This is a genomic window from Micromonospora sp. NBC_01796 (assembly GCF_035917455.1).
Taxonomy (GTDB): Bacteria; Actinomycetota; Actinomycetes; order Mycobacteriales; family Micromonosporaceae; genus Micromonospora_G.
The window spans coordinates 272,491-291,145 of sequence record NZ_CP109078.1 but is presented as its reverse complement, the minus strand read 5'-3'; the positions used below and the strand labels follow the sequence as shown (position 1 = coordinate 291,145).

Genomic DNA, 18,655 nt, shown 5'->3' with positions numbered 1-18,655 from the left:
GCGATGTCGATCGTGCTCGGAGCCAACCAGTACGGCAAGGCCGAGGTGCGCCTGGTCCGGGTGGTCCGTACCGGTGGGCGGCACGACCTGCGCGACCTCAACGTGAGCGTGACGCTCGCCGGTGACCTGGCCGCCACCCACCTGACCGGCGACAACACCGTGGTCCTGCCGACCGACTCGCAGAAGAACACGGTGTACGCCTTCGCCCGCGCCCACGGGGTCAACGGGATCGAGGAGTTCGGGCTGCGGCTGGCCCGGCACTTCGTCACCTCCCAGCCGACGATCGACACCGCCACCGTCCACATCGAGGAGTACGGCTGGCACCGGCTCGGTCCGCACTCGTTCCAGCGGGCCGGCGGTGAGGTCCGTACCGCCACGGTGACCCGCACCGACGAGCGCACCGAGGTCGAGGCCGGGCTGACCGGGCTGGTGCTGCTCAACTCCACCGACTCGGAGTTCCACGGTTACGTCAAGGACCCGTACACGACGTTGCCGGAGACGAACGACCGGATCCTCGCCACCGCCGTCGACGCGCGGTGGCGCTACCGGGGTGAGGCCCTCGACTGGGAAGGCTCGTACGCGGGCGCCCGTGCGGCGCTGGTCGACGCGTTCGTCGGGACCTACAGCCTCTCCCTGCAACAGACCCTGTACGCGATGGGCCACCGGGTGCTGACCGACCGGCCCGAGATCACCGAGGTACGGCTGTCGCTGCCGAACAAACACCACCTCCTGGTCGACCTGACCCCGTTCGGGCTGGACAACCCGAACGAGGTGTTCGTCGCGACCGACCGCCCGTACGGGCTGATCGAGGGCACCGTCCGCCGGGCCGACGACGGGACCGTCGACCCGGCGGACGGCGGGGGACGGTGATGGAGTTCCTGGCCCCGGCGAGCTTCACCGACGCGCTTGCGGCGAAGGCCGCGTACCCGGAGGCGGTGCCGATCTGCGGCGGCACCGACGTGATGGTGGAGCTGAACTTCGACCGGCGCCGACCGGGGGTGCTGCTCGACCTGAGTCGGGTCGGCGCCCTGACCGAGTGGTCGTCCGACGGTGAACTGCTCCGGGTCGGTGCCGGGGTCACGTACCGGCGGATCATCGACGAACTCGGCCGGGCCCTGCCGGGGCTGGCGCTGGCCGCGCGTACGGTCGGCTCGCCGCAGATCCGCAATCGGGGAACGGTCGGTGGCAACCTCGGTTCCGCGTCGCCGGCCGGGGATGCGCACCCGCCGCTGCTCGCCGCCGGTGCCCTGGTCGAGCTGGCCTCGGTCCGCGGCACCCGCCGGGTCCCGGTGGCCGAGTTCTTCACCGGACCCAAACGCACCGTACGGGCACCCGACGAGCTGATCGCGGCGTTCCTGGTGCCCCCGGCGCGCGGACCGCAGCAGTTCGCGAAGGTCGGCACCCGCAACGCGATGGTGATCGCGGTCTGCTCGTTCGGGCTGGCCCTGGACCCGGTGAAGCGCCGGGTCGGCACCGGGATCGGTTCGGCCGGGCCGACCCCGTTGCGGGCCGGGGCGGCCGAGGACCTGCTCGCCGCCGACCTGCCCTGGGACGACGTCGGGGCGTTGCCGGATTCGCTCGCCCGACGGTTCGGTGACCTGGTCGCGGCGGCGGCCAGCCCGATCGACGACGTACGCGGCACCGCCGCCTACCGCCGGCACGCGCTCGCCGTACTGGCCCGCCGGACCCTGCACTGGGCCTGGCGCGACCTTCGGGAGGGGGGACGGGGATGAGGGTCAACTGTGTGGTGAACGGGGAGGTGCGTACCGCCGACGACGTCTGGCCGGGGGAGAGCCTGCTCTACCTGCTCCGTGAACGACTCGGCCTGCCCGGCGCCAAGAACGCCTGTGAGCAGGGAGAATGTGGTTCGTGCACGGTCTACCTGGACGGTACGCCGGTCTGCGCCTGCCTGGTGGCGGCCGGACAGGCGCAGGATCGCGAGGTGCGTACGGTCGAGGGGCTGACCGGCCCGGACGGCACCCTGGACCGGGTGCAGCGGGCGTTCGTCACGGCCGGGGCGGTGCAGTGCGGGTTCTGCACGCCGGGGCTGATGGTGGCGGTGCACGACCTGCTGGCCCGCGACCCGTCCCCGGCCGACCAGGACATCCGGGAGGCGTTGGCCGGGAACCTGTGCCGGTGCACCGGGTACGAGCACATCATGGCGGCCGTACGACTGGCCGCCGCCACCCCCGCGTCCACGGACGGTCACGATGATCATCATTGAGAACTGTGCGGTGGCGACCGTCGACGCCGACGGGACCGAGTACCTCGACGGCCACGTGGTGATCGACGAGGGCCGGATCGTCGCCGTCGGCCCCGGCCACGCCGGCCGCTACCACCGCTCCGTACGCCGGGTCGACGGCACCGGCTGTCTGGTCACCCCCGGCCTGGTCAACACCCACCACCACCTCTACCAGTGGGCGACCCGGGGCATGGCCCAGCAGGAGAACCTCTTCGGGTGGCTCGGCGAGCTCTACCCGGTCTGGGCGGGGCTGGACGCCGAGGTGGTCGCCGCCACCACCTCCGCCGGCCTCGGCTGGCTCGCCCTGTCCGGCTGCACCACCAGCACCGACCACCACTACGTCTACCCGCGCGACGGCGGCGACCTGATGGCCGCGCAGGTCGAGGCGGCGACCGAGATCGGGCTGCGGTTCCATCCCGCCCGGGGCTCGATGGACCTGGGCCAATCCAACGGCGGTCTGCCGCCGGACCACATCGTGGAGGACACCGACACCGCGCTCGCCGCCACCGAGGAGGCGATCGACCGGTTCCACGACCCGGCCGACGACGCCATGGTCCGGGTCGCCGTCGCGCCCTGCTCGCCGTTCTCGGTCACCCCGAAGCTGATGACCGAGGCCGCCGCGCTGGCCCGCCGCCGGGGCGTACGGCTGCACACCCACCTCGCCGAGACGATCGAGGAGGAGGGCTACTGCCGCGAGACGCACGGCTGCACCCCGGTCGAGTACGCCGAACGCCTCGGCTGGCTCGGCCCGGACGTCTGGCTGGCGCACGCGGTCCACCTCGACGACCACGCCGTCGGCCGGCTCGCCGCCACCGGCACCTCGGTCGCCCACTGTCCCAGTTCCAACGCCCGCCTCGGTGCCGGCATCGCCCGGACCCGGGACCTGCTCGACGCCGGTGTCCCGGTCGGGCTCGGTGTCGACGGACCCGCCTCGCAGGAGGCGAACCAGCTCGGCGCCGAACTCCGCCAGGCGCTCTACGCCGCCCGGCTGCGCGGCGGCCCGACCGCGCTCACCGCCCGGCAGGCCCTCGCGCTCGGCACCACCGGCGGTGCCCGCTGCCTGGGCAGGGAGGACCAGATCGGCTCGATCGAGCCCGGCAAGCTCGCCGACCTGGCCGTGTGGCGGATCGACGGGCTCGGGCACATCGGCATCGACGACCCCGTCGCCGCGCTCGTGTTCGGCCCGCCCGCCCCGGTCGAACTGCTGCTCGTCGGAGGTCGACCGGTGGTCGAGCGCGGCGAGTTGCGTACGGCCGACGAGCGGGACCTGGTGCGGCGGATCCGCCGGGCGCACCGGACCCTGAACCGGAGGTCCCGCGGATGAGCACACCGGTCAGCACCACCGCCCCCGCCACCACCGTGGAGGGTGGTGTCGGGCAGAGCGCGCGACGGCCGGACGGGCGGCTGAAGGTCACCGGGGAGTTCGCCTTCTCCTCCGACCTCTGGGCCGACGACATGCTCTGGGGGGCGACCCTGCGCAGCCCGTACCCCCGGGCCCGGCTGCTCCGCATCGACCTGACCGCGGCGCTCGCCCTGCCGGGGGTGTACGCGGTCCTCACCGCCGACGACGTGCCCGGCACGAAGTGCTACGGCCTGGAGACCGCCGACCAGCCGGTGCTGGCCTGGCCGGAGATCCACTACCAGGGTGAGGCAATCGCGATCGTCGCCGCCGACCACCCGGAGACCGCCCGCCGGGCGGTGGCCCGGATCGAGGTCGACTACGAGGTCCTCGATCCGGTGACCGACGCCGAGGCGGCACTGGCCGGTGGACACCTGGTCCGGCACGTCCCGGTCCGGTACGGCGACCCCGACGCGACCGCCGAGGTGGTGGTCACCGGGGAGTACCGGGTAGGCATGCAGGACCAGGCGTTCCTCGGACCGGAGTCCGGGCTCGCCGTGCCGGCCGAGGACGGGGGCGTCGACCTGTTCATCGCCACCCAGTGGCTGCACGTCGACCAGGCGCAGGTGGCCGCCTGCCTCGGCCTGCCCCCGGAACTGGTCCGGCTCACCCTGGCCGGGGTCGGGGGCGCGTTCGGTGCCCGGGAGGACCTCTCCATGCAGGTCCACGCCAGCCTGCTGGCACTGCACACCCGGCGACCGGTGAAGATGGTCTACTCCCGCGAGGAGTCGTTCTTCGGGCACGTCCACCGGCACCCGGCGACGTTGCGCTACGAACACGGTGCCACCCGCGACGGCAGACTCGTCTACGTCAGGGCCCGGATCCTGCTCGACGGTGGTGCCTACACCTCCAGCACCCCGGCGGTGGTGGCCAACGCCGCCACCCTCGGCATCGGCCCGTACCAGGTGCCGAACGTGACCATGGACGCCTACGGGGTGCGGACCAACAACCCGCCGTGCGGTGCGATGCGCGGCTTCGGCGCGGTCCAGGCCTGCTTCGCGTACGAGTCGCAGATGGACAAGCTCGCCGACGCGCTCGGACTGGATCCGGTCGACCTGCGCACTCGTAATGCGTCGGTCGAGGGTGCGGTGATGCCGACCGGGCAGGTGGTCGACGGGCCGGCGCCGGTGGCCGAACTGCTGGCCCTGGTCCGGAACCGACCGGCGGCCCCACCGGCAGCCGACGACCCACGGGAACGACCCGGCGGGGTGGCCAACACCACCCGAGGCGAGGGGGTCGTGCGCGGGGTCGGCTACGCCATCGGGATCAAGAACGTCTGCTTCTCCGAGGGGTTCGACGACTACTCCACCGCCCGGGTACGGCTGGAACTGATCAACGGTGAGCCGGCGGTGCTCGTACACACCGCCGCCGCCGAGGTCGGCCAGGGCCTGGTCACCGTGCAGGCGCAGATCGCCCGTACCGAACTCGGCGTCGCCCGGGTCACCGTGGCGACCGCCGACACCGGGGTGGGCAGCGCCGGGTCGTCGTCGGCGTCCCGGCAGACGTACATGACCGGGGGCGCGGTCCGGGCGGCCTGCCAGGCGGTACGGACGAAGCTGCTGGCCCGCCTCGCCACCGCCGACCCGGCAGCGCGGTTGGTCGACGGGCGGGTGGTCGACGGGGCGGGTGAGACCGTCGCCGACCTGGTCGAACTGCTCGGCGACGAGCCGCTGGAGGAGACCGTCCAGTGGCGGCACCGGCCGACGGAGTCGCTGCACCCGCTCACCGGCCAGGGCAACGCCCACGTCCAGTACGCCTTCGCCGCCCACCGGGCGACAGTGGACGTGGACACCGAACTCGGCCTGGTCCGGGTGGTCGAAATCGCCACCGCACAGGACGTCGGCAAGGCGGTCAACCCGCAGGCGGTGCTGGGGCAGATCCACGGCGGCACCATCCAGGGGCTCGGGCTGGCGGTGATGGAGGAGATCCGGGTCGTCGACGGGCTGATCCGCAACCCGTCCTTCACCGACTACCTGATCCCGACCATCCTCGACTCGCCGCCGATGCTGGTGGACGTGCTGGAGATGGCCGACCCGCACGCCCCGTACGGGCTGCGCGGGGTGGGGGAGCCGCCGACCATCTCGTCCACCCCGGCCGTGGTCGCCGCGATCCGTGCCGCCACCGGTCGGGCCCTCACCACCGTCCCCGTACGCCCCGAGCACCTCGTCGACTAGGTTCCGTCCCACGGATCCCGCGCGCCGTCGTTGTCCCTCCGAAAGGCGTCGATCCGCTGGTACTTGACGGCGGTGCTGTGGCCGTCCCACTCGACCTGGTGGGCCGGCAGGTGCCAGCAGAGCTGTCCGATGCCGGGTAGCTCGATGTAGACGACGACCGGGTGCACCGGATCGGCAGGATCGACACCGACACCGGCCGGCACACCGGCCTCGTGTGCCAGGACCAGCGCGGACCAGACCAGCCGGTTGCGCCGCGTGTACCGGGCGATGACCTCCGAGGTCTCCGGGCCGGTGTGTTCGTACCGGGACGGATCGATGGCGGCGATCTCACCCAGCACCTCGGCCAGCGTACGGAGGTCGAGGTGGTCGAGTTCGCGAGCCTGGCGGGTCACCGCGTCGGCGTCGTGGTCCATCGCAGCGGCGTACGCCGAGCTGTCGGTGTCCATCTGCGCCCCTTCGAAGTACTCATCGGGTGGACGGTACGACGCACGGGTGGCGTTCGTCCGCCATCGGATCAGTTTCGACGGTATCGACGGACCGGGCAGATCTCGCGTGGGCGGTCGCCATCGGGCGGGTCGGCGCGGTTAGGGTGAGGAAAATCGGCCCGGCGAACTTTTTTCGAGGATTTCCGGTCGAGGATGTCGAGACGGCGGCGCCTGCTTCTACCTGACCGTGAGAGCGCCGCACACGGGCGCGCAGGCTTGAGGAGCACAACGTGAAGTACATGTTGCTGATGCAGTTCAGCTTGGCGAACGCCGACTTCCCCTCGATCGACACCTGGACCCCCGAGGAGATCCGGGCGCACATCGGGTTCATGGGCGACTCGAACGGCAAGCTGACCGCCGCCGGGGAGCTGGTCGACGGGCAGGGCCTGGCCGGGGCGGACCAGGCGAAGATCGTACGGGGTGGGAACGGCGGGGCGGCCGTGGTGACCGAGGGGCCGTTCGCCGAGACGAAGGAGTTCCTGGCCGGCTACTGGATCGTGGACACCGACACCCCCGAGCGGGCGGTCGAGATCGCCGCGGAACTGTCTGCCGCTCCCGGCCCCGGCGGTCGCCCGCTGAACATGCCGATCGAGGTACGCCCGGTCATGTCCGCGCCGCCGCAGGAGATCTGAGCGCTGAACGGGAACCCACACGTCGAGGACCTGCTGCGCGAGCTGGCGCCGCAGGTCGTCGGCGTGCTCACCCGCCGGTTCGGTGACTTCACCACCGCCGAGGACGCGGTGCAGGAGGCGCTGTTGGCCGCCGCGACCCATTGGCCGCAGGAGGGGGTGCCGGACAACCCTCGGGGCTGGCTGATCCAGGTCGGGTACCGCAGGATGATCGAGGTCGTACGCAGCGAGCAGGCCCGGCGCAACCGGGAGGATCTCGCGGCCCGGCGTGAGCCGTACGACCTGCTCGCCGCACCGGCGGCCGACCTGGAGGCGACCGCGGACCGGGACGACACGCTGGTCCTGCTCCTGATGTGCTGCCACCCGGCGCTGTCCCCGGCGTCGGCGATCTCGCTCACCCTGCGGGCGGTCGGCGGCCTGTCCACGGCGGAGATCGCCCGCGCGTTCATGGTGCCCGAGGCGACCATGGCGCAGCGGATCAGCCGGGCCAAGCAGCGGATCAAGGCCTCCGGTGTGCCGTTCTCGATGCCGGACCGCGAGGACCGGGCCCGTCGACTGGACGCGGTGCTGCACGTGCTCTACCTGATCTTCAACGAGGGCCACACCAGCAGCGCCGGCCCGGACCTGCGCCGGGTCGAGCTGTCCAGCGAGGCGATCCGGCTGGCCCGAGCCGTGCACGCCCTGCTGCCGACGAACAGCGAGGTCGCCGGACTGCTGGCGTTGATGCTGCTCACCGAGGCCCGCAGCCCGGCTCGCACCGGACCCGGCGGCGCGTTGATCTCCCTGGCCGACCAGGACCGCGGTCGGTGGGACGCCGCCGCCATCGCCGAGGGCGTCGCGCTGATCACCGCCGCGCTGCCCCGTGGTCCGGTCGGTCCGTACCAGCTCCAGGCGGCCATCGCCGCGCTGCACGACGAGGCGCCGAGCGCGGAGAAGACCGACTGGCCACAGATCCTCGCCCTGTACCGGGTGCTGGAACGGCACTCCGCCAATCCCGTGGTGTCGCTGAACCGGGCCGTGGCGACCGCGATGGTGCACGGTCCGGCCGTCGGCCTCGACGCCCTCGCCGCCCTGGACACCGACCCGAGGATGGCCGGACACCACCGCCTGTACGCCGCCAGGGCGCACCTGTACGAGATGCTCGACGACCGGCCGGCCGCGGTGGAGAACTACCGGGCGGCGGCCAGCCGGACGACCAGCCTGCCCGAACAGCACTACCTGACGTTGCGGGCGGCCCGGCTCGCGAAGGGGAACTAGCGCGGGCCCTCGCGGCGACGGGCCGGACCGGTGCTCGGACGGCGGGCGCCGACGCGTGGCGTACGGACCGTGGCGGACTTCTGGGACGCCCGGTCGAAGTCCCGTGCCGCGGCGGCAACCGACTCGTCCGGGTCGTCCTCGAGGGCGCGCCGGATGTGCGCCGGTACGAGGGGAGACGTCGCCATCGACAGCCGGACCTGCGCCGCACGGTCGTCGACCAGGCGGTGCAGATCCTCCTCGTCGAGTTCGAGGGAGCGTACGAGCGTGGCCCGGACGTCGACCACGGAGTCCCGGGCCAGCGTGCCGCGCTGCTCGGCGGAGGTCCGGGTGTTGCGGGCCAACCCCTTGCGTACGCGTGCGGTCCGGTCGGCCAGCAGGGCGGTGATCACGTCGGGGTCGTGGGTGTGGATGGCGAGTCGTTCGCGTACCTCGGGTGAGACGTCGTCGATCAGGATCGCGGCCAGCTCCGGTTCGAGTTCCCGGGTCTCGGCGAGCAGGCCACGGAGTTCCTTGTCCTGCGCCTGTGCCATCGCCCGGCGAACCGACTCGTCGCATCCCGGGTTGCCGGCGACCGCCCACCGGACCCACCGGTCGGCGTCGCGGACGAGCCGCAGCAGGTTCCCCGCCGAGGTCGACGGGTTCCGGGCCACCGCCTCGCGTACGTCGCGATCATGGTCGCGGGTCAGTGGTCGCAGGGCCTGCGCGGGCGCGTCCGTACGGGTCGCCACCGCCTTGCGGACCACGGGCGATGCGTCCGAGGCCAACTCGTAGAGCGTCGTCTGCGACGTGGTGGGGTCCTGTGCGAGGGCAAGCCGAGCGTCGACGCTCCCGCCGAGGTCGCGGTGAGCGGTGTCCGACCCGCCGTGCCGGTCGGAACCGTCGACGTCCTGCTGATTTGCCATGGGTGAATCCTCTCACGGGCCGACTCGGGCACCGTGGGCCCGACCTGCGTGCGCCGGGCCGGCGGCGTTTGCCGTCGGCGGTGGTGGGGTGGCAGCGTGGCTCGGCATGGGTGATCGGCACGAGGTGTTGTTGTCGCAGGCGGTACGGCTGCGGGAGGAGGGCAACGCGCAGGCGCGCGAGCGCCTGGTGGACCTCGCGGACCGGCATCCGCAGGACGCGGGGATCGCGTACCAGGCGGCGTGGGCGCACGACACCGCCGGTCTGGAGGCGGAGGCGGTCCCGTTCTACGAGCGGGCGCTACGGGGTACGGGCCTGTCCCCGGAGGATCGGCACGGGGCGTACCTGGGACTCGGCAGCACGTACCGGGTGCTGGGGCGGTACGAGGAGTCGCTGGCGACGCTGCGTCGGGCCCTGGACGAGTTCCCGGACGATCCGGCCCTGCGTACGTTCCTGGCGATGGCGCTCTACAACGTCGGCGAGGCCCGGGAGGCCGTCCGGAGCCTGCTCAAGGTGATCGTCTCCACCAGCGAGGACGCGGGGGTACGGCGGTACCGCCGGGCGATCGGGTACTACGCCGACAACCTGGACGAGACGCAGTAGCGGCGGGGACCGCGCGGGGCTGACGCGTCAGGCCGGCGGCGGTGCGGTGCTGTCCCGGACGACCAGTTCGGTGGGGAGCAGGACGTGTTCGGCGGTGACCGTACGCCCGGCCCGGGTGTCCGCGATCGCCCTGGTGAGCGCGGCGGCGGCGACCCGGCCCTTGGCCTCGACGTCCTGGCGGACGGTGGTCAGAGCCGGCCGGAGCTGGCTGGCCAGCGGGCTGTCGTCGAAGCCGACCACCGAGAGTTCCGCCGGCACCCGGATCCCGAGTTCCTCGGCGGCCTGGAGGGCGCCGTACGCGACCGCGTCGGAGAAGCAGAGGATCGCGGTCGGGCGGTCGGGGCGGTCCAGCAGCAGCCGAGCACCGGCCTTCGCCTGCTCCGGAACGGAACCGTCCTGGCGGGCCACCAACGGCGTGATCCCGGCGGCGTCGAGGGCGTCGCGCCAGCCGAGCAGCCGCTGCCTGGACGCGTGCCCGTCGACCTCGATATCCGCTGGATCGATCAGCCCGTGTACGCCGTGCATGCCGGACATCAGCAGTCCGATCCTCCGGTGTCCCAGGTCGATGAGGTGCGCGGCGGCGGCACGGGCCCCGGACCGGTCGTCCACGTTGGCGGCGGGGATGCCCTCGACCGGGTCCTGGTCGACGTAGACCAGGGGAAGCCGGCGACGCGTGAGGTACTGGACCGCGGTTGACGTCGGATCGCAGGAGTAGACCAGTGCACCGTCCATCGCCACGTCCCGGGCCGGAATGACGTCGCCGTCGTCGGACGAGGTCAGCAGGGTCAGGGCCAGACCGGTCGGGCCGAGCTGTTCCGCGATCGCGCCGAGGAAGCTGGTGGCGACCAGGTCGGTGAAGGCGAAGCGCAGGGAGGAGGTCAGCACGATGCCGACGGCTCCGGTGGTGCCTTTCGCCAGGGCCCGGCCCGCCGGATCGGGCCCGGCGTAGCCGACCTCCCGAGCGGCGTCCAGGATCCGTTCGCGTAGCGCGGCGGAGAGCTGGTCGGGTTTGGAGAACGCGTTCGACACGGTCATCCGGCTCACGCCGACGCGGTCGGCGATCGTCTGCAACGTCACCCGTGGCGCCACGTCACCGCCAGTTGCTGGTCTGCGTCCGTCGCCGGGGCCGGGGGAGTGGCCGCCGGGGCGGATGGTCCGGTTCGGCGCCGACAGGCTCGTCACGGGCACCGGTTTGCCCATCGAGGTTAGCAGGGTGCCGGTCGGGTCGGCTCGATCACGCGGGCGGCGCGGACGAGGGCCTCGGCGACCTTCGTACGGACCAGCCGGGTGCGTCGCGCCCGTTCGACGTACGGGACGACGGGGGCGTCGGGGCGGGCGCTGTTGAACTCGAACTCGACGTCGTTGAGGGCGATGACAAAGGCGGCGGGCATTTCCATGATGACCTCCAGTTTTCTTCTGTACCGATACAGTAAGCCCGTTGGCTGTACCGGTCAAGGGATTTCCTTGACCGGTACAGAAAGTCTTCCGGTGCCAGCGCGACCGTGACAAAAACGGGTCGCCCGGTCCTGCCCGGGACCGCTACGGTTCGATCGCCGCGTTCCCTACCGAGGAGGCGATCACGATGAGCCGTGACTACGACGCCGAGGCGTCCTTTTGAGCCGACCAGCAAGCGCCGCAGGGGGTTCCCTCTAGCGAGTCGCAGGTGAAACGGGGGCACCGGGTCGTCGGTGTCGACACCGAGCTGGTCGAGAAGCTCGGCGGCAGGGACCCCTGTCCATGTGGTTCCGGGCGGCGGTTTCCGCCGCTGCTGCCGTACCGGTGGGCGGTTTGACGACACCAACGCCCACTACTACTGGCGAGACTGATGTTCCCGAGGGGTGCCGGGTGACCCGGCACCCCTCGGTTGTCGTTGCTCCGGGGCCCCTCGGGCGTTCCAGGGAAGCCCAGTTCAGGGCCATGACGGCGGTCTAGAGTCGGATGTGAGCCGGCTCGACCGGTGTGCGACCTGCGCCGAGTGCCCGCCTGCCTTGCGGACGTAGAGGAAGGGCGACGATGAGCACGATCACCACCAAGGACGGCACCGAGATCTACTACAAGGACTGGGGCGAGGGTCCGGTCGTCACGTTCTCGCACGGGTGGCCGTTGAGCGCGGACGCCTGGGACGGGCAGATGCTCTTCCTCGTACAGAACGGCTTCCGGGTGGTCGCGCACGACCGTCGCGGTCATGGCCGATCGAGCCAGACCTCCGCCGGCAACAACATGGACGGGTACGCGGACGACCTCGCCGCCGTCATCGAGGCGCTCGACCTGACCGGTGCCAGCCTCGTCGGCCACTCCACCGGTGGTGGCGAGGTGGCCCGCTACATCGGTCGGCACGGCACCGGACGGGTCGCCAAGGCGGTGCTCATCTCGGCGGTGCCCCCGCTGATGCTGCAGACGAAGGCCAACCCCGAAGGGCTGCCGAAGAGCGTCTTCGACGAGCTGCGTGCCGGGCTCTTCAAGGACCGGTCGCAGTTCTACAAGGACCTCGCCCTGATGTTCTACGGCGCGAACCGGTCGGGTGCGAAGGTCTCGCAGGGCATCCTGGACCAGTTCTGGCTCTGGAGCATGCAGTCGGGCGTGAAGAACGCCTACGACAGCATCGAGGCCTTCTCCGAGACGGACTTCACCGAGGACCTGAAGAAGTTCGACATCCCGACCCTGGTGATGCACGGCGAGGACGACCAGATCGTCCCGGTCAAGGACTCGGGGCCGAAGTCGGCCCAGCTCATTCCGGGATCACAGGAGATCTACTACCCCGGCGCGCCGCACGGGATGACCGCGACCCTCCAGGACAAGGTCAACGAGGACCTGCTCGCCTTCCTCAAGAGCTGACGCCCGGCGTCACCCCGGTCCGGCTACCCCGACACCGACACCTCGGCGAAGAACCGGCGCAGGGTGTCGGCGACCAGGGTGGGTGCGGTCATCGTGACGAAGTGCGACTGTCCCGGCCAGACGATCTGCCGTGCATCGGGAATGGTGCTCGCCAGGGCGTCCATCGTGGTCGGCATCGGCTCCCAGGTGTCGGCGCCCTGCATCACCAGGGTCGGTACGGCGATCCGGGACCACCGGTCGATGTCGGTGCCGTCCCCGGCGAGCGCTTCGAGATCGTGCAGCCAGCCGACCGCCGAGCGCCGTGCCTCGACCGGGTCCGGCGTTCTGTCCCCGGCCGCGGCCGCGAACGCCGCCACGATCTCGGCCGGAACCCGCGTCACCTCGTTCAGAGTTGCGGCCATCGCCGGGGCGTCGTCGCGTTCGAAGGCGGAACGGTACCGGTCGAGCAACGGCCCGATTTCCGGCCCGGCGGCGAAGAGCGGGGCCTCGAAGACGGCCAGGGAGCGAAGTCCGCGCGGATCCGCCGCGGCGGTGTGCAGCGACAGGGTCGCTCCGTACGAGGCTCCGACGAGATGTACGGGCCGGCCCGAGAACCCGCGTACCGCCTCGATAACCGCGATCAGGTCGGCGGTCTCGTGCTCGAACGACTTGGGTGTGGCCGGGACGTCGCTGGGGGCGTACCCGCGCCGGGCCGGCAGCCACACCTGGTAGCCGTCGGCGAGTTGCTCGGCGACCGTGGCCCAGGAGTGCAGACCGCCGCCCGAGCCGTGCACGAGGACGACCGGGTCGCCCGAACCCAGGCGCCGGACCACCAGGCGGGTGCCGTCGGCCGAGCTGACGTACCGGTCGTGGGTGTCGTGGGTGTTCATCGCCGTTCCTTCGTTATGGTCGGCCAGTTGCTCAGGGTGGTGTGGACCGCGTCGAGGATGCCGCTCCACGACGCGTCGAGGTCGCGGGGATGTCCGAATCCGTCCACGGTTTCGAGGCTCGCGAACCCGTGGAAGGTGCTGCGTACGAAACGCATGGCGTCGGTCAGCGCGGGTTCGTCGAGCCCGTATCCGCGCAGCATCGCGTAGCTCAGCTCGATGAGGCGCAGGTGTCCTGCCGAGGTGGTGCCGACCTCGGGCGGCAGCGGGAGCTGGGTCGCCGCGTACTGCCCGGGGTGCGCCACCGCGAACGCGCGGTACGCGTCGGCGTATCCGACGAGGGCCTGCTCACCGGCACGACCGGCCACGGCGAGCGCGAGCCGGTCGCTGAACGTGGCCGCCGCCCGGACCGCGACCTGCTCGATCAGCGTGTCGCGGCTGCGGACGTGCACGTAGAGGGCGGCGTCCGAGACCCCGAAGCGTCGGGCGACCGCCGCCACGGTCAACCGCGACAACCCGACCTCGTCCGCCAACTCGGCAGCGGCGGCCGAGACCCGCTCCGTGGTCAAACCCTGCCGTGGCATACCGAACCTTTCTTAGGCTAAGAGGAAACTTAGGGGTCCTAAGATAGCACCCGGTCGACCGGGGCTCGATAGGCTGGTCGGGTGCGTCTCGTGATCATGGCGGACACCCACCTGCCGAAGCGGGCCCGTGACCTGCCGGCCGCGCTGTGGACCGCGGTCGACACCGCCGACGTGGTCGTACACGCCGGTGACTGGGTCAACGAGGCACTGCTCGACGCCCTGACCGCACGCAGCGCCCGGCTGATCGGGGTGTACGGCAACAACGACGGGCCCGAGCTGCGGGCACGGTTGCCCGAGGTAGCCCGGACGGACCTGGACGGGCTCCGGATCGCGGTCGTCCACGAGACCGGTCCGGCCGGCGGGCGGGAACACCGGGCCGCTGCCCGGTTCCCGGACACCGATGTGCTGATCTTCGGCCACTCGCACATCCCCTGGGACAGCGAGGCACCCGGCGGGCTGCGGCTGCTGAACCCAGGCTCCCCCACCGACCGGCGCCGGCAGCCGTACGCCAGCTACCTCACCGCCGAGGTCACCGGCGGGCGACTGGACGCCGTCACCCTGCACCCGCTCTGACCGGGTCGTCCGATGCCCGCCCGCTCGCCACCCGGGCCCCGGGTGCTGCCGCGACCGGGCCATCCACCGTGGAGCGACGTTTCGGGCGCCCGTCCGGCATCTGCCAAGATGGTGCCTCGTGACTCTCGTTGATCTCGCTCACCAGGTGAACACCGTCGCCCGCCTGTCCGGCCGGTTCGTGCTCCGTTCCGGCCGTGTCGCCGACGAGTACTTCGACAAGTACCGCTTCGAGGCCGATCCGGTGCTGCTCGACGCCCTCGCCGCCGAGATGGCCGCGCTCGTACCGCCGGAGACCGAGGTCCTCGCCGGGCTGGAACTCGGCGGCATCCCGGTGGTGACCGCGCTGGGCCGGCACACCGGGCTGCCGTGCGCGTTCGTCCGCAAGGTCGCCAAGTCGTACGGCACCGCCAGGCTGGCCGAGGGCGCCGACGTCGGTGGCGCGCGGGTCCTGATCGTCGAGGACGTGGTCACCTCCGGCGGCCAGATCGCCATCTCCACCGGCCAGCTCCGCGAGCTGGGGGCGAAGATCGAACACGCGCTCTGCGTGATCGACCGCCAGGAGGGCGGCGCCGAGGCGCTGGCCGCCGACGGGATCGCCCTCCGGTCGCTGCTCACCCGCGCCGACCTCGACCGGGCCGCGACCGCCTGACCGGCCGGGCCGCACGGGCTCTAGATCGCGGCGTACGGAGTGTGCTCCACCGGGACCGTCTCGCCGGCCGAGACCGGTCCCGGCGGGGCCCCGTTGCCGAACGGGCGCCCGCCCAGCGACTCCCGCCCGTGCGGGTCCAGCCAGCCGGAAAGGTCCGGACCGATCGGCACGATTCCGGTCGGGTTGATGTCCCGGTGCACCACGTAGTAGTGCTCCTTGATCTGCTCGAAGTCGACCGTGTCCCCGAATCCGGGGGTCTGGAACAGGTCACGGGCGTACGCCCACAGCACCGGCATCTCGGTGAGCTTCTGCCGGTTGCACTTGAAGTGCCCGTGGTAGACCGGATCGAAGCGGACCAGGGTGGTGAACAGCCGGACGTCGGCCTCGGTGATCGAGTCACCGACCAGGTAACGCTGCCCCTCGAGCCGGGCGGAGAGCCAGTCGAGCCGGTCGAACAGCCGCTTGTACGCCCGTGCGTACGCCTCCTGGGAGCCGGCGAAGCCGCACCGGTACACGCCGTTGTTCACGTCGGTGAACACCACCCGGTTCACCTCGTCGATCTCCTCCCGCAGCTCCTCCGGGTAGAGCCTCGGCGCGTCCGGCCGGTGGTAGGCGGTCCACTCGGTGGAGAGGTCGAGCGACATCCGCGCGTAGTCGTTGGTCACCACCTGCCCGGTCGGTACGTCGACGATCGCCGGGACGGTGATGCCGCGCTCGTAACCGGGGAAGCGGGCGAAGTATGCCTCCTGGAGGCGTTCGATGCCGAGCACCGGGTCACGCCCGCCCGGATCGAGGTCGAACGTCCAGCTCCGCTTGTCGTGCGTCGGCCCGGCCAGTCCCAGCGACAGGACGTCCTCCAGTCCCAGCAGCCGACGGATGATCACCATCCGGCTCGCCCACGGGCAGGCCCGGCTGGCCACCAGCCGGTACCGGCCGGGTTCCACCGGATACCCGTCCCGCCCGTCGGCGGTGATCCGGGTGGCGATGTAACGCTGGTCGCGGGTGAATTCGCCGCCGGGATTCACGTAGGTGCCGCCGGCATCGTTCGTCTTCGACATTCCGCTATCGTCGCGCATCCGGCCCGTTCCGGACGCCCGTTTACCGCCTCGAACGGATCGGAACGCACCGACCGCCGCCCGGCGTACGGGCGGCGGCCGGCGGGGTTCGCGTGGATCAGAGGGTGAGCGTCCAGGTGTTGATGTAGCCGGTGTCGATCGGGCCGACGTCCTGCACCCGCAGCCGCCAGGTGCCGTTCGCCGCCTCGCTGGACAGGTTCGCCGTGTACGTGGTGTTCACGTTGTCGGCGCTGTCGCTGGAGCTGTTCTTCAGCCGGTACGCGCTGTTGTCCGGCGCGACCAGGTCGATGACCAGGTCACCACGGTAGGTGTGGACGATGTTGACCGCGATCGTCGAGCCGGTCCCGGCGTTGCGGTTGCAGCCGGCGATGGTGATGCTGCTGGTCACCGCCGCACCGTTGTCCGGGATGGCGACGTCGGTGCCGTTCGTGCCGGAGCAACCGCCACCCCCGCCACCGGTCACGGTCAGCGCGTACGACGTCGAGTGCGACACGCTCCCGGTCCCCGTGACCGTCACGGTGTACGTCCCGGCCGGGGTCGACGTCGAGGTGGTCAGCCGAAGGGTGGACGACCCGCCGGCGGTCACCGACGTCGGGGTGAACGCGGCGGTCGTACCCGAGGGCAGGCCGGTGGCGGAGAGCGCGACCGTCTGCGCGGACCCGGCGGTCACCGCGGTGCTGATCGTGGTCGTCGCGACCGCACCCGGCGCGACGCTGCCGGCGGTCGGCGACGCCGAGATGGAGAAGTCGTTCGACGCGGTGCCGCAGGTCGGCTCGCTCGACTGGGCCGGGACGCTGATCGCGTTCCAGGCCGCCTTGACCGTGTTGAACTCGGTGCAGCTACCCGGGTAGAGGTTCTTCGCCGCGTTCAGGGTGGCGACCCGGATGTTGGCGTAACGCCAGCTCGACGTCTTGGCCAGCAACGCGTTGTAGTAGATCTCGCCGGCCTTGCGGATGCTGATGCCGGTGACCGTGGAGCTGTTGCAGGTCGGGCTCGCCGGCTTGCCGCTGCCCGGGTTGGAACCCTCGGCGGTCAGGTAGAACCAGTGGTTCAGCGGACCCGCGGCGGCGTGCACCTCGGTGTTCGGGATCGAGGTGGACCAGCAGTTCGGGTCGCCGGCCAGGGACGGGTTGTACATGTAGCGGATCGGGCCGTCACCGACCAGGTCCACCTCCTCGCCGACCTGGTAGTCCGGCGGGTCGTTGGCGTTGTTGGCGAACGCCTCGGTCAGCGCGCCGAAGATGTCGCCGGTCGACTCGTTGATGCCGCCGTTCTCGTTGCCGCTGCCCGCGCCGCCAGGGGTGTACTGGAAGACCGCGTGACCCAGCTCGTGCGCGACCACGTCGATCGGGGTGGCCTGGCGGGTGTTGGCCTGGTTGTGGCCGAAGTTGACGTAGCTGCCGTTCCAGTAGGCGTTCACGTCGTTGAGGCCGACCCGGATCGGCGGGCTGCCACCGCTGCCGGTGATGCCGTTGCGGCCGAACCAGGAGCCGAGCAGGTCCCACTCCCGCTGCGCGGCGTACAGGGCATCGACGCAGGCGGTCTCCAGGTTGGTCCCCGAGCCGTTGCCCCAGGTGTCGTCCGTGCCGGTGTACGCGGTGCCGGTCTGCCCGCCGCAGCGCAGCCCGGACCGGGTCGTGTCGGTCATCGAGTACGACGATCCCGAGCCCGAGGTGTTGATGCTGACCGTGCCGTTGTAGTAGCTGTTACCGGTGCCGGCGCGGACCTCGTCGTACGAGTCGGCGACCGCGCCGGTGACGGCGTCGACGAAGACGTGCAGCTTGCTCGGCGTGTTGCCGATCGAGCCGGTGACAACCGTTTCCCAGGTGAGTCGGGGTGCGCCCCAGGCGAGCACCACCAGGCGAGGGGTGGTGGTCTCGGTGGCCTTGGTGAGCTGCGCGGTGGCGGTGGCGGCAGCCCGGTCGGTGCTGACCGCCGGTGCGGTGTCGACCGCGATGGCCGACTCCTGCGCGACGGCGGTGCCGCGTACCGCACCGGTCGAGTCGGTGGTGACGACAACGTCGCCGCCGACCACCGGCAGACCCCGGTAGCTGCGCTCGTACGTGACGTAGTGCAGCCCGCTGTTGCCGACCTGCACCCCCGTACGACGCAGGGTGTCACCGGCGGAGCGGTGCAGCGCGGGGGCGGCGCTGTCGACGAGCTGGTCGGCTGCGGTGGCGGCCAGCTGGGCGGGGGCGGCGCTCGGGGCGGCCGGCACGGGTGCGGGTGCCGCGACACCGGGTGTCGCGGTCAGCGTCAGTGCCGTGCCGGTGGCGAGCGCCACCAGGCTGTGGCTGAGAACCTTGCGTCTCACCTGGGTACTCCTTCTTCCGCCCGATGGGGCGGGTCAGCCGGGGTTGGCCGGCCGCACCGGTGGGTGACG

The 18,655-nt window shown here is 71.6% G+C and carries 20 protein-coding genes; 12 read left to right on the top strand and 8 right to left on the bottom strand.

Features of this window, described 5'->3' with window-relative positions; all coding sequences use genetic code 11:
• Positions 1 to 3: 3 nt before the first annotated feature.
• Genes pucL through pucD form a run of 5 tightly spaced genes read left to right on the top strand, consistent with a single transcriptional unit; the run spans position 4 to position 5,815 of the window.
• Positions 4 to 870, top strand: coding sequence for a factor-independent urate hydroxylase (gene pucL / locus OIE47_RS01340; protein WP_326559624.1), 867 nt, complete (start codon positions 4 to 6; stop codon positions 868 to 870).
• Positions 870 to 1,733, top strand: coding sequence for an FAD binding domain-containing protein (locus OIE47_RS01335; RefSeq protein WP_326559623.1), 864 nt, complete (start codon positions 870 to 872; stop codon positions 1,731 to 1,733). The genes pucL and OIE47_RS01335 overlap by 1 nt, the downstream gene beginning before the upstream one ends.
• A complete protein-coding gene (locus OIE47_RS01330; RefSeq protein WP_326559622.1) occupies positions 1,730 to 2,224 on the top strand; it encodes a (2Fe-2S)-binding protein in 495 nt (164 codons plus the stop codon). Before OIE47_RS01335 ends, OIE47_RS01330 begins: the two co-directional genes overlap by 4 nt.
• Positions 2,211 to 3,566, top strand: coding sequence for an 8-oxoguanine deaminase (locus tag OIE47_RS01325; RefSeq protein WP_326559621.1), 1,356 nt, complete (start codon positions 2,211 to 2,213; stop codon positions 3,564 to 3,566). Before OIE47_RS01330 ends, OIE47_RS01325 begins: the two co-directional genes overlap by 14 nt.
• A complete protein-coding gene (gene pucD / locus OIE47_RS01320) occupies positions 3,563 to 5,815 on the top strand; it encodes a xanthine dehydrogenase subunit D (protein ID WP_326559620.1) in 2,253 nt (750 codons plus the stop codon). Before OIE47_RS01325 ends, pucD begins: the two co-directional genes overlap by 4 nt.
• On the opposite strand, the gene OIE47_RS01315 is transcribed toward pucD, so the two are convergent.
• Complete coding sequence (locus OIE47_RS01315; protein ID WP_326559619.1) at positions 5,812 to 6,261, bottom strand: hypothetical protein; 450 nt, start codon at positions 6,259 to 6,261, stop codon at positions 5,812 to 5,814. The two genes, pucD and OIE47_RS01315, sit on opposite strands and share 4 nt — an antisense overlap.
• Before the next feature lie 278 nt (positions 6,262 to 6,539).
• Between OIE47_RS01315 and OIE47_RS01310 the strand changes: the two genes are divergently transcribed.
• Together OIE47_RS01310 and OIE47_RS01305 are read left to right on the top strand one after the other, a co-directional pair.
• Complete coding sequence (locus OIE47_RS01310; protein WP_326562966.1) at positions 6,540 to 6,932, top strand: YciI family protein; 393 nt, start codon at positions 6,540 to 6,542, stop codon at positions 6,930 to 6,932.
• Positions 6,933 to 6,935: 3 nt separating this feature from the next.
• Positions 6,936 to 8,186, top strand: a complete 1,251-nt coding sequence (locus tag OIE47_RS01305) for an RNA polymerase sigma factor (protein WP_326562965.1) — start codon at positions 6,936 to 6,938, stop codon at positions 8,184 to 8,186.
• Here the strand turns inward: OIE47_RS01305 and OIE47_RS01300 are convergent.
• Positions 8,183 to 9,088, bottom strand: a complete 906-nt coding sequence (locus OIE47_RS01300; protein WP_326559618.1) for a hypothetical protein — start codon at positions 9,086 to 9,088, stop codon at positions 8,183 to 8,185. The genes OIE47_RS01305 and OIE47_RS01300 overlap by 4 nt on opposite strands.
• Positions 9,089 to 9,194: 106 nt before the next feature.
• Here OIE47_RS01300 and OIE47_RS01295 point away from each other — a divergent pair, with 106 nt between their 5' ends.
• The gene (locus OIE47_RS01295; RefSeq protein ID WP_326559617.1) at positions 9,195 to 9,689 is read left to right on the top strand and encodes a tetratricopeptide repeat protein; all 495 of its coding nucleotides are present in this window, start codon (positions 9,195 to 9,197) and stop codon (positions 9,687 to 9,689) included.
• Between the two features lie 27 nt (positions 9,690 to 9,716).
• On the opposite strand, the gene OIE47_RS01290 is transcribed toward OIE47_RS01295, so the two are convergent.
• Together OIE47_RS01290 and OIE47_RS01285 are read right to left on the bottom strand one after the other, a co-directional pair.
• Positions 9,717 to 10,889, bottom strand: a complete 1,173-nt coding sequence (locus OIE47_RS01290; RefSeq protein ID WP_326559616.1) for a LacI family DNA-binding transcriptional regulator — start codon at positions 10,887 to 10,889, stop codon at positions 9,717 to 9,719.
• 5 nt (positions 10,890 to 10,894) lie between these two features.
• Positions 10,895 to 11,086, bottom strand: coding sequence for a hypothetical protein (locus tag OIE47_RS01285; RefSeq protein ID WP_326559615.1), 192 nt, complete (start codon positions 11,084 to 11,086; stop codon positions 10,895 to 10,897).
• Between the two features lie 266 nt (positions 11,087 to 11,352).
• Between OIE47_RS01285 and OIE47_RS37975 the strand changes: the two genes are divergently transcribed.
• Both OIE47_RS37975 and OIE47_RS01280 read left to right on the top strand, forming a co-directional pair.
• A complete protein-coding gene (locus OIE47_RS37975; protein ID WP_442792037.1) occupies positions 11,353 to 11,481 on the top strand; it encodes an SEC-C metal-binding domain-containing protein in 129 nt (42 codons plus the stop codon).
• A gap of 221 nt (positions 11,482 to 11,702) precedes the next feature.
• Entirely contained in the window at positions 11,703 to 12,524 is an 822-nt protein-coding gene (locus tag OIE47_RS01280) for an alpha/beta fold hydrolase (protein ID WP_326559614.1), read from the top strand.
• A 23-nt stretch (positions 12,525 to 12,547) separates the two neighbouring features.
• Here the strand turns inward: OIE47_RS01280 and OIE47_RS01275 are convergent, their stop codons facing one another.
• Positions 12,548 to 13,393 carry an alpha/beta fold hydrolase gene (locus OIE47_RS01275; RefSeq protein WP_326559613.1) on the bottom strand — a complete coding sequence of 282 codons (846 nt, stop codon included), beginning with the start codon at positions 13,391 to 13,393 and terminating at the stop codon, positions 12,548 to 12,550.
• Complete coding sequence (locus tag OIE47_RS01270; protein WP_326559612.1) at positions 13,390 to 13,974, bottom strand: TetR/AcrR family transcriptional regulator; 585 nt, start codon at positions 13,972 to 13,974, stop codon at positions 13,390 to 13,392. Before OIE47_RS01270 ends, OIE47_RS01275 begins: the two co-directional genes overlap by 4 nt.
• An 81-nt stretch (positions 13,975 to 14,055) precedes the next feature.
• On the opposite strand from OIE47_RS01270, the gene OIE47_RS01265 reads away from it, so the two are divergent.
• Complete coding sequence (locus OIE47_RS01265; RefSeq protein WP_326559611.1) at positions 14,056 to 14,547, top strand: metallophosphoesterase family protein; 492 nt, start codon at positions 14,056 to 14,058, stop codon at positions 14,545 to 14,547.
• 118 nt (positions 14,548 to 14,665) lie between these two features.
• Entirely contained in the window at positions 14,666 to 15,196 is a 531-nt protein-coding gene (pyrE, locus tag OIE47_RS01260) for an orotate phosphoribosyltransferase (RefSeq protein ID WP_326559610.1), read from the top strand.
• 20 nt (positions 15,197 to 15,216) lie between these two features.
• Here pyrE and OIE47_RS01255 read toward each other — a convergent pair whose 3' ends face one another.
• Entirely contained in the window at positions 15,217 to 16,272 is a 1,056-nt protein-coding gene (locus OIE47_RS01255) for a glutathione S-transferase family protein (protein WP_326559609.1), read from the bottom strand.
• Positions 16,273 to 16,369: 97 nt separating this feature from the next.
• A complete protein-coding gene (locus OIE47_RS01250; RefSeq protein ID WP_326559608.1) occupies positions 16,370 to 18,586 on the bottom strand; it encodes a M4 family metallopeptidase in 2,217 nt (738 codons plus the stop codon).
• Between the last annotated feature and the right edge of the window lie 69 nt (positions 18,587 to 18,655).